This is a genomic window from Streptomyces sp. NPDC046900, from assembly GCF_040644975.1.
Classification (GTDB): Bacteria; Actinomycetota; Actinomycetes; order Streptomycetales; family Streptomycetaceae; genus Streptomyces.
The window spans coordinates 1-9,668 of sequence record NZ_JBEYXD010000031.1 but is presented as its reverse complement, the minus strand read 5'-3'; the positions used below and the strand labels follow the sequence as shown (position 1 = coordinate 9,668).

Below are 9,668 nucleotides of genomic sequence, written 5' to 3'. Positions count from 1 at the left end.
CGGTTCCCGGGGCGGGCCTCTGCGCCGGTCCGTGGTCGGTGACGGCATCGGGCGGTGGTGCTGGCAGGTTCGCGGATCCGGGGCGCGGCCCGGCGTCGGGCCCGCGCCCGGATCGGTCAAAGCCGCAGCATGGCGACGCCGGCAGCCGATTCGGGTGCAAGCCCGTCGGGAAGGGCCCCGACGCGTGGCTCGGTCTGCCGGATACCGTCGAAGTGTGACCAGCCCGTCCCATCCCCAGCCCCCGGCGCCCGAACTCTTCACCTGGGAGTTCGCCGCCGACCCCTATCCCGCCTACGCCTGGCTCCGCGAGCACGCCCCCGTGCACCGGACGAAACTGCCGAGCGGGGTGGAGGCCTGGCTGGTCACCCGGTACGCCGATGCCAAGCAGGCCCTCGCCGACCAGCGGCTCAGCAAGAACCCGGCGCACCACGACGAACCCGCGCACGCCAAGGGCAAGACCGGCATCCCCGGCGAGCGCAAGGCCGAGCTGATGACACACCTGCTCAACATCGATCCTCCGGACCACACGCGGCTGCGGCGGCTCGTCTCCAAGGCCTTCACCCCCCGCCGCGTCGCCGAGTTCGCCCCCCGCGTGCAGGAGCTGACCGACCAGCTCATCGACCGCTTCGCGGACCGCGGCTCCGCCGATCTCATCCATGAGTTCGCCTTCCCGCTCCCCATCTATGCCATCTGCGACATGCTCGGCGTCCCCCGCGAGGACCAGGACGACTTCCGGGACTGGGCGGGGATGATGATCCGGCACGGCGGGGGACCCCGGGGCGGGGTCGCCCGGTCCGTCAAGAAGATGCGCGGCTATCTCGCCGACCTCATCCACCGCAAGCGCCAAGCCCTGCCCGATGCGCCCGGCCCCGGTGAGGACCTCATCTCCGGGCTCATCCGCGCTTCCGACCACGGCGAGCACCTCACCGAGAACGAGGCCGCCGCCATGGCCTTCATCCTGCTCTTCGCCGGGTTCGAGACAACGGTCAATCTGATCGGCAACGGGGCGTACGCCCTCCTCACCCACCCCGAGCAGCGGGCCAGGCTGCAGGCCTCCCTCGCCCGCGGGGAACGCGGGCTGCTCGAGACGGGGGTCGAGGAACTCCTCCGCTACGACGGCCCGGTCGAGCTGGCCACCTGGCGGTTCGCCACCCAGCCGCTCACCGTCGGGGGCCAGGACATCGCCCCCGGCGATCCGGTGCTCGTCGTGCTGGCGGCCGCCGACCGGGACCCGGAGCGGTTCGCCGATCCCGATGTGCTCGACCTCTCCCGCCGCGACAACCAGCATCTGGGATACGGCCACGGCATCCACTACTGCCTCGGCGCCCCCCTCGCCCGCCTCGAGGGGCAGACCGCTCTCGCCACGCTCCTCACCCGGCTGCCCGACCTGGAACTCGGGGCGGACCCGGTCGACTTGCGCTGGCGCGGCGGGCTCATCATGCGGGGATTGCGTACTTTGCCGGTAAAGTTCGCGACGGATCGTGACGTGCGGCAGCGGTCCGGCGCCGATTCCGGGGGATGACGCGGCGGTCCCGCGGGCGGTCGGGGAAAGGTGACACGTGCTCAACTCTGTGATCTTCACGTGATCTGCGCTGCATTAACTTGTGACAAGTGATCGCCTGGCGCTACCTTCACGCAGCAGCGCGACGATTCGCCTCAACCGTCGCGCCGGTCCCTGCTGTCGTGTGAAAGGCAAGCGCATGCTCTCCGGGAACGGCCGTCACCGTCGCCCCCGCCAGGCTCCGGCTCTCCTTGTCGCGGCAGGGGTGACCGGTTCAGCGATCGTGATTCCACTGCTGGGCGCCACCGGTGCGAGCGCGGCCTCCGGTACCACCTGGGACCGGGTCGCGGAGTGCGCGAGCGGAGGCTCCTGGAGCGCGGACACCGGCAACGGCCGCTACGGCGGGCTCCAGTTGACGCAGCAGGACTGGGACGAGTACGGCGGCCTCGACTACGCCCCCAGGGCCGACCAGGCGAGCCGCTCCCAGCAGATCGCCGTCGCCGAGAGGATCCTCGACGACCAGGGCGTCTCCGCCTGGTCCGCCTGCGGTCTGGTCGCCGGCCTGAGTGAGGACTCGGCCTCCGCGCACGTCGACACCGGCCTCGCGGGCGAATCCTCCGACGGCGGCTCCTCCTCCGGCTACGGCATGGACTCCGGACTGTCCGAGTCGTCCGGATCGACCACTTCGGGGCACTCATCGCCTTCTTCGTCCGCCTCCTCCTCTTCGTCACCTTCCTCCGGAGGGAGTGAGGAGTCCTTCAAGGGTGCTTCCCGATCGGCGGGGTCTCAGGGTGACGGCGACGCGTCCACTGAACCGACGAAGAGCGACGAGTCGGACAAGTCCGGGCAGAGCGACACCTCTTCGAGGGCCGGTCGTCATCGCGGGAGCAGCGCCGACGAGAGTGCGGCGGGTGACCGTGCGGGCGACTCGGCCGCCCGGCATGCTTCGCGCGGCTCCAGCGCCGGGCGCGACGCCGCCGACGACTCGTACACCGTCCGGCCCGGGGACAATCTGACGGCCATCGCCGACTCTCTTGACCTGAAGGGCGGATGGGCCACGTTGTACGACGCGAACAAGAAGACGGTCGGCGCCGACCCGGACCTCATTCTCCCCGGTCAGAACCTTGAGATCGGTACCGAGCCCGACGCCGGGCAGCAGTGAACTGCCTTGCCGTTCCAGGGGACTTCATGCCCTGGTTCGTGGCGAATGTCTGGTTTGGCGAGAGTGAGATATGAGTCTCATAAGCCCTGATCGTCTTTGAAATTCCGCGGATCGACTGCTTACGGTCGTGTCCGCTCGCCACAGCGGGCCCCCACGGTCGCAACGCCGAATCCTGCCAGCGGCCGTGTGGGAACAGTCGACGCGTCAAGCGCCGTAGGCAGGAGCGGGGGACCCAAGGTAAGCGCCGCGCCCGGACATTGACCGGGACGGCTCGGGGTGAAGCCGCGCACCACGTCGTGCGCGGCCGGGCAACTCAACCGGCCCGAACCCGACAGCTCACCTCGCAGGCGTCGGTGAGGGGATCGAACCATGCTGTGTTCCGGCAAGGGCAAGCACCGCCGCCCGTCCAAGGCCACTCGCGCCGTCACGCTCGCCGGTGTCACCGGCGCCGCCATAGCCGCTCCGCTGCTCGCGGCCGGCAACGCCTCGGCCGCCACCTCGGCCGAGTGGGACGCCGTCGCCCAGTGCGAGTCCGGCGGCAACTGGGCCATCAACACCGGCAACGGTTTCTACGGTGGCCTGCAGTTCACGAACTCCACCTGGGCCGCCTACGGTGGCACCGCCTACGCCGCGCGTGCGGACCTGGCCGGCAAGGCTCAGCAGATCGCCGTCGCCGAGAAGGTCCTCGCAGGCCAGGGCAAGGGCGCCTGGCCGGTGTGCGGCAAGGGCCTGTCGAGCGCCCCCTACAACGGCGCCGCGGCCTCCACGAACAAGTCCGCGAAGAGCACCCCGACCACTCGCTCGACCGGCGAGCAGACGGCCAACCGCTCCGCGCAGCGCCCGGCTCCCCAGAAGACGGTCACCACCCCGACCGGCCAGAAGGTCAAGAAGGGCGACGGCGAGTACAAGGTCGTCAAGGGTGACAGCCTCAGCTTGATCGCCGCGAAGCACCACGTCCAGGGCGGCTGGAAGAAGCTGTTCCAGCTGAACAAGGACATCGTCAAGGACGCCGACCTCATCTACCCGGGTCAGCAGCTGCACCTGAAGTGACAGCTGCCGGGCAGCCGGCTCACAGGGTCCCCCCAGACGTGACCTCCATCGTGGGGGTCACGTGAGATCCACCCCCGTCCCCACGGGCTCCCCGCTCCGGTGCGTGTTCCCCCGTACGCACCGGAGCGGGGCCTTTTTGCCTGCGCGCCGTGCGATTTTCACCGGGCTTTCCTCTCCTTCTTTGTTCCGAGTAGGAACAATGTGTACCGTCACCCTGTCCTGGACGGTCGGTCGGCTGGCCGCCCACCCGGGACGGATAGGCTCTAGTCGCAAGGTGCCCCGCACTCTCAGCGTCACATCCATGAAGGAGATGCTCGTGCCGTCCATCGACGTCGTCGTAGCCCGGGAAATCCTGGACTCCCGCGGCAACCCCACGGTCGAGGTCGAGGTTGGCCTCGACGACGGCAGCACGGGTCGTGCCGCCGTCCCGTCCGGCGCCTCCACCGGCGCCTTCGAGGCCATCGAGCTCCGCGACGGTGACCCCAACCGCTACCAGGGCAAGGGCGTCGAGAAGGCCGTCCTCGCCGTCATCGAGCAGATCGGCCCGGAGCTCGTCGGCTACGACGCCACCGAGCAGCGCCTGATCGACCAGGCGATGTTCGACCTGGACGCCACCGACAACAAGGGCTCGCTCGGCGCCAACGCCATCCTCGGCGTCTCCCTCGCCGTCGCCCACGCCGCCTCCGAGGCGAGCGACCTCCCGCTCTTCCGCTACCTGGGCGGCCCGAACGCGCACCTGCTGCCGGTGCCGATGATGAACATCCTGAACGGCGGCTCGCACGCCGACTCCAACGTGGACATCCAGGAGTTCATGATCGCCCCGATCGGCGCGGAGTCCTTCTCGGAGGCCCTGCGCTGGGGTGCCGAGGTCTACCACACCCTCAAGAAGGTGCTGAAGACCAAGGGCCTGTCCACCGGTCTCGGTGACGAGGGCGGCTTCGCCCCGAACCTCGGCTCCAACCGCGAGGCCCTCGACCTCATCCTCGAGGCCGTCAAGCAGGCCGGGTACGTCCCCGGCGAGCAGATCGCCCTGGCTCTCGACGTCGCCGCCTCCGAGTTCTACAAGGACGGCAAGTACCTCTTCGAGGGCAAGGAGCGCTCCGCCGCCGAGATGACGGAGTACTACGAGGAGCTCGTCGCGGCCTACCCGCTCGTCTCCATCGAGGACCCGCTGTTCGAGGACGACTGGGCCGGCTGGAAGGTCATCACCGACAAGCTCGGCGACAAGGTCCAGCTGGTCGGCGACGACCTGTTCGTCACCAACCCCGAACGCCTCGCCCGCGGCATCGAGGAGGGCACCGCCAACGCCCTGCTCGTGAAGGTGAACCAGATCGGCTCGCTGACCGAGACCCTGGACGCCGTCGAGCTGGCCCAGCGCAGCGGCTTCAAGTGCATGATGTCGCACCGCTCCGGCGAGACCGAGGACGTCACCATCGCCGACCTGGCCGTCGCCACCAACTGCGGCCAGATCAAGACCGGCGCCCCGGCCCGCTCCGAGCGCGTCGCCAAGTACAACCAGCTGCTGCGCATCGAGGAGATCCTGGACGACGCCGCGGTGTACGCCGGCCGCAGCGCCTTCCCGCGCTTCAAGGGCTGAGTGCGCTGACAACGCCTTAGCCGGTCGTCCGTACGTCCCCGTACCCGGTCCCGTACCGTGTGCGGGGACGTACGCACGTATGAAGGGGAGGCGGGAGACATGGCCGGGAAGGACGGCGACCGGTTCTCCACCGCGACCAGGCTGCGGCTGCTCGGGGAGCAGACGGCGGCCCGGGTCTACCGCTCCCAGACCAAGCGGCAGGCGCGGCGCTCCCGGCTCACCGGCCGGGCCGCGTTGCTCGCCCTCGTACTGTGCTCACTGGTCCTGGCGCTGGCCTACCCGATAAGGCAGTACGTCTCCCAGCGCGCCGAGATCGCCGACCTGGAGCGGCAGCAGGCGCAGGCCCGGGAGCGGGTCGAGCAGCTGCGCGACCTCAAGGCCCGCTGGCAGGACGACGCCTACGCGGAGCAGCAGATCCGGCTGCGGCTGCACTATGTGATGCCCGGGGAGACCGGTTACATCGTGATCGACCCGGACGCCGCCAAGCGGGCACGCGCGGACCGTGCGATGGCGGCGCGCCCCTGGTACGTGAACATCTGGGACGGGGTCGACAAGGCCGACAAGCCGTGAACGGCGGCGCCGCGCCGAACCCTCCGGCGGGAGAACCGCCGATGCGCCCTGCACGGCTGAGCCACCCTCCTCGACTTGGCATCCTGGACGGCAGAGCGGACGCGAACCGATGCACCGTCGTGAACCGATGGACAAGTGAAGCGCCGTCCCGACCCGCGCCGGAGAGCGACCGCGACCGACGAGCCGACCATGAACCCGAGAGCCGCTGCGCCCGTTGACCCAGTGACCGGACGAACCAGCGCACCGATGAGAAAGACAGTCTGAAAGACAGCCATGGACATGCCCCCGCCGCCCACCCCGCGCACCGAGCCCACGGACGCGGACGTCGAGGCCATCAAGCAGCAGCTCGGGCGCTCCCCACGCGGGCTGCGCGCGATCGCGCACCGGTGCCCGTGCGGACAGCCCGACGTCGTGGAGACGGCGCCGCGCCTCCCCGACGGCACACCCTTCCCGACGACGTACTACCTGACGTGCCCGCGCGCCGCCTCCGCGATCGGCACGCTGGAGGCGAACGGCGTCATGAAGGAGATGACGGAGCGCCTGGCCACCGATCCCGAACTGGCCGCCGCGTACCGCGCCGCACACGAGGACTACATCGCCCGCCGTGACGCCATCGAGGTCCTGGAGGGCTTCCCGAGCGCCGGCGGCATGCCGGACCGGGTGAAGTGCCTGCACGTGCTCGTGGCGCACTCCCTGGTCGCGGGACCGGGCGTCAATCCGCTGGGCGACGAGGCGATCGCGATGCTGCCCGAGTGGTGGCGCAAGGGCTCGTGCGTGACGCCGGCGGACGCGCCGTCCGATGACGAGGGGGACGTGGAGACGTCGGGCACCGGCTGGTTCGCCGCCAAGCCCGTCGAAGATGAGGAGGACGAGAAGTGACACGCGTCGCCGCCGTCGACTGCGGTACGAACTCCATCCGGCTCCTGGTCGCGGACGCGGACCCGGCCACCGGCGAACTCCGCGAACTGGACCGGCGGATGACCATCGTCCGGCTCGGGCAGGGCGTGGACCGGACCGGACGGCTCGCACCCGAGGCCCTCGAGCGCACGTTCGCCGCCTGCCGGGAGTACGCCGAGGTCATCAAGGAGTACGGCGCCGAGCGCGTCCGTTTCGTGGCCACGTCCGCTTCCCGGGACGCCGAGAACCGGGACGAGTTCGTCCAGGGCGTGCTGGGGATCCTCGGTGTCGAGCCCGAGGTGATCTCCGGCGACCAGGAGGCGGACTTCTCCTTCACCGGCGCGACCAAGGAACTCGTGGGACGTGAGGACCTGGCCAAGCCCTTCCTGGTGGTGGACATCGGCGGCGGTTCCACGGAGTTCGTCGTCGGCGAGGAGCATGCGCGTGCCGCGCGGTCCGTCGACATCGGCTGCGTGCGGATGACGGAGCGTCACCTCGTGCGGGACGGCGCCGTCACCGACCCCCCGACGGAGGATCAGATCGCCGCCATACGGTCCGACATCGAGGCCGCGCTGGACCTGGTGGAGAAGACGGTGCCGCTCGTCGAGACACGGACACTCGTCGGACTCGCCGGTTCGGTCACCACCGTCGCGGCGATCGCCCTCGACCTGACGGAGTACGACTCCACGAGGATCCACCACTCCCGGATCTCCCATGACCAGGTCCGGGAGATCACCGAGCGGCTGCTGAGGTCCACGCATGCCGAGCGCGCGGCGATCCCCTCCATGCACCCGGGCCGCGTGGATGTGATCGGCGCCGGCGCCCTCGTACTGCTCGCGATCATGGAGCGGATCGGAGCCGCCGAGGTCGTGGTCAGCGAGCACGACATCCTCGATGGAATCGCCTGGTCCCTCGCATGACCGCGAGCGCCCCGCCGTGCGGGGCGAAGCAGGCGGCCGACGGGTTCTGACGTGTGCTCAGGAGGGGTGCGCGGCGACCTTCCCTACTCGTCGGTAGCCTCTCCTGAGCGAGTTCGATAACGTATGAGCGCACCCGAGAGGGCTTCCGGGGCCCCTCGGCGAAATGCGGGCCAGAAACTTCGTGAAGTTCTTCACAAGGAAATCACCCCTGCTGGGCCGCGTTTTGGGTCCATGGGGCCATACGGGGGACCAATGGGCCCTTGCGGAGTGGTTTCGCGGGTGTCCCCGGGGGTGCGCGGAGGCCCGGTGACGGACCCCCGCAGAGACCCGTCGAAGGCCTTGACGGGCAGCTCACGCAGCCTTGACAACGGTCGGCCCTACACCGTGGTTCCGGGGTGGCGCCATGACCTCCGTCACGCGAGCGGCGGAGTGTAGCAGACACCTCGCATAAGCTTGTGAAGGGGCGCACGAGCGACCCCCTGGGGGCGGGTGGATACTCGATGCCATGAGCACCACGGAGCGTCCCAGGATCCTCGTAGTAGGCGGTGGGTACGTAGGCCTGTACGCAGCTCGTCGCATTCTCAAGAAGATGCGCTACGGCGAGGCGACCGTCACGGTCGTCGACCCGCGCTCGTACATGACCTACCAGCCCTTCCTCCCCGAAGCCGCCGCCGGCAGCATCTCCCCCCGGCATGTCGTCGTCCCGCTGCGACGCGTGCTGCCGAAGGCGGAGGTCCTCACCGGCCGGGTCACCACCATCGACCAGGACCGCAAGGTCGCCACGATCGCCCCGCTCGTCGGCGAGGCGTACGAGCTGCCCTTCGACTACCTCGTCATCGCGCTCGGCGCGGTCTCCCGCACCTTCCCGATCCCCGGCCTCGCCGAGCAGGGCATCGGCATGAAGGGCATCGAGGAGTCCATCGGCCTGCGCAACCACGTCCTCGAGCAGCTCGACAAGGCCGACTCCACGACCGACGAGGAGATCCGCCGCAAGGCGCTCACCTTCGTCTTCATCGGCGGCGGCTTCGCCGGCGCCGAGACCATCGGTGAGGTCGAGGACATGGCCCGCGACGCGGCCAAGTACTACCGGAACGTGTCCCGTGAGGACATGCGCTTCATCCTGGTCGACGCCGCCGACAAGATCCTGCCCGAGGTCGGTCCCAAGCTCGGCCAGTACGGCAAGCAGCACCTCGAGGGCCGCGGCGTGGAGGTCTACCTCTCCACCTCCATGGAGTCCTGCGTCGACGGCCACGTGGTGCTGAAGAACGGCCTCGAGGTCGACTCCAACACCATCGTGTGGACCGCGGGCGTCAAGCCGAACCCGGCGCTCGCCCGCTTCGGTCTGCCGCTCGGCCCGCGCGGTCACGTGGACACCGCGGCCACGCTCCAGGTGCAGGGCACGGACTACATCTGGGCTGCCGGCGACAACGCGCAGGTGCCCGACCTCGTCGGCCGCAAGGCGGGCAACGAGAACGCCTGGTGCCCGCCGAACGCGCAGCACGCGCTGCGTCAGGCCAAGGTGCTCGGCGACAACGTGGTCTCCGGTATGCGGGGCTTCCCGCAGAAGGACTACAGCCACGCGAACAAGGGCGCGGTGGCGGGCCTCGGCCTCCACAAGGGCGTCGCGATGATCGTCATGGGCAAGATGAAGATCAAGCTCAAGGGCCGTCTCGCCTGGTACATGCACCGCGGCTACCACGGTCTGGCGATGCCGACCTGGAACCGGAAGATCCGGATCTTCGCGGACTGGACGCTCGGCATGTTCCTCAAGCGCGAGGTCGTCTCGCTCGGTGCGATCGAGTCGCCGCGCGAGGAGTTCTACGAGGCCGCCAAGCCGGCGCCGGTCGCCGCGGCGAGCAAGCCCGAGGAGAAGGCCAAGGCCTCCTGACCCCGGGTCACACGGCAACACCCGAAGGGGCCGCCCGCCATCCGTGGTGCGGGCGGCCCCTTCGGGTGTTGCCGGAGCAGCCC

General features: G+C 69.7%; 8 protein-coding genes and 1 riboswitch. All 8 genes read left to right on the top strand.

Features of this window, described 5'->3' with window-relative positions; translation table 11 throughout:
* Window positions 1-214 precede the first annotated feature (214 nt).
* Complete coding sequence (locus ABZ904_RS26810) at window positions 215-1,522, top strand: cytochrome P450 (RefSeq protein WP_361825919.1); 1,308 nt, start codon at window positions 215-217, stop codon at window positions 1,520-1,522.
* Window positions 1,523-1,700: 178 nt separating this feature from the next.
* Complete coding sequence (locus tag ABZ904_RS26805; RefSeq protein ID WP_361825917.1) at window positions 1,701-2,663, top strand: transglycosylase family protein; 963 nt, start codon at window positions 1,701-1,703, stop codon at window positions 2,661-2,663.
* A 199-nt stretch (window positions 2,664-2,862) separates the two neighbouring features.
* Window positions 2,863-3,028: riboswitch (cyclic di-AMP (ydaO/yuaA leader) on the top strand.
* Window positions 3,029-3,032: 4 nt separating this feature from the next.
* Entirely contained in the window at window positions 3,033-3,713 is a 681-nt protein-coding gene (locus ABZ904_RS26800; RefSeq protein WP_359406629.1) for a transglycosylase family protein, read from the top strand.
* A gap of 310 nt (window positions 3,714-4,023) precedes the next feature.
* Entirely contained in the window at window positions 4,024-5,310 is a 1,287-nt protein-coding gene (gene eno, locus ABZ904_RS26795) for a phosphopyruvate hydratase (protein ID WP_359406678.1), read from the top strand.
* Between the two features lie 99 nt (window positions 5,311-5,409).
* Window positions 5,410-5,880, top strand: coding sequence for a septum formation initiator family protein (locus ABZ904_RS26790; protein ID WP_360997865.1), 471 nt, complete (start codon window positions 5,410-5,412; stop codon window positions 5,878-5,880).
* Between the two features lie 273 nt (window positions 5,881-6,153).
* A complete protein-coding gene (locus tag ABZ904_RS26785) occupies window positions 6,154-6,759 on the top strand; it encodes a DUF501 domain-containing protein (protein ID WP_360997863.1) in 606 nt (201 codons plus the stop codon).
* Window positions 6,756-7,697, top strand: coding sequence for a Ppx/GppA phosphatase family protein (locus ABZ904_RS26780; protein WP_360997861.1), 942 nt, complete (start codon window positions 6,756-6,758; stop codon window positions 7,695-7,697). The genes ABZ904_RS26785 and ABZ904_RS26780 overlap by 4 nt, the downstream gene beginning before the upstream one ends.
* 505 nt (window positions 7,698-8,202) lie before the next feature.
* Window positions 8,203-9,585: an NAD(P)/FAD-dependent oxidoreductase gene (locus ABZ904_RS26775; RefSeq protein ID WP_359406617.1), complete on the top strand. Its 1,383-nt coding sequence runs from the start codon at window positions 8,203-8,205 to the stop codon at window positions 9,583-9,585.
* Window positions 9,586-9,668 lie beyond the last annotated feature (83 nt).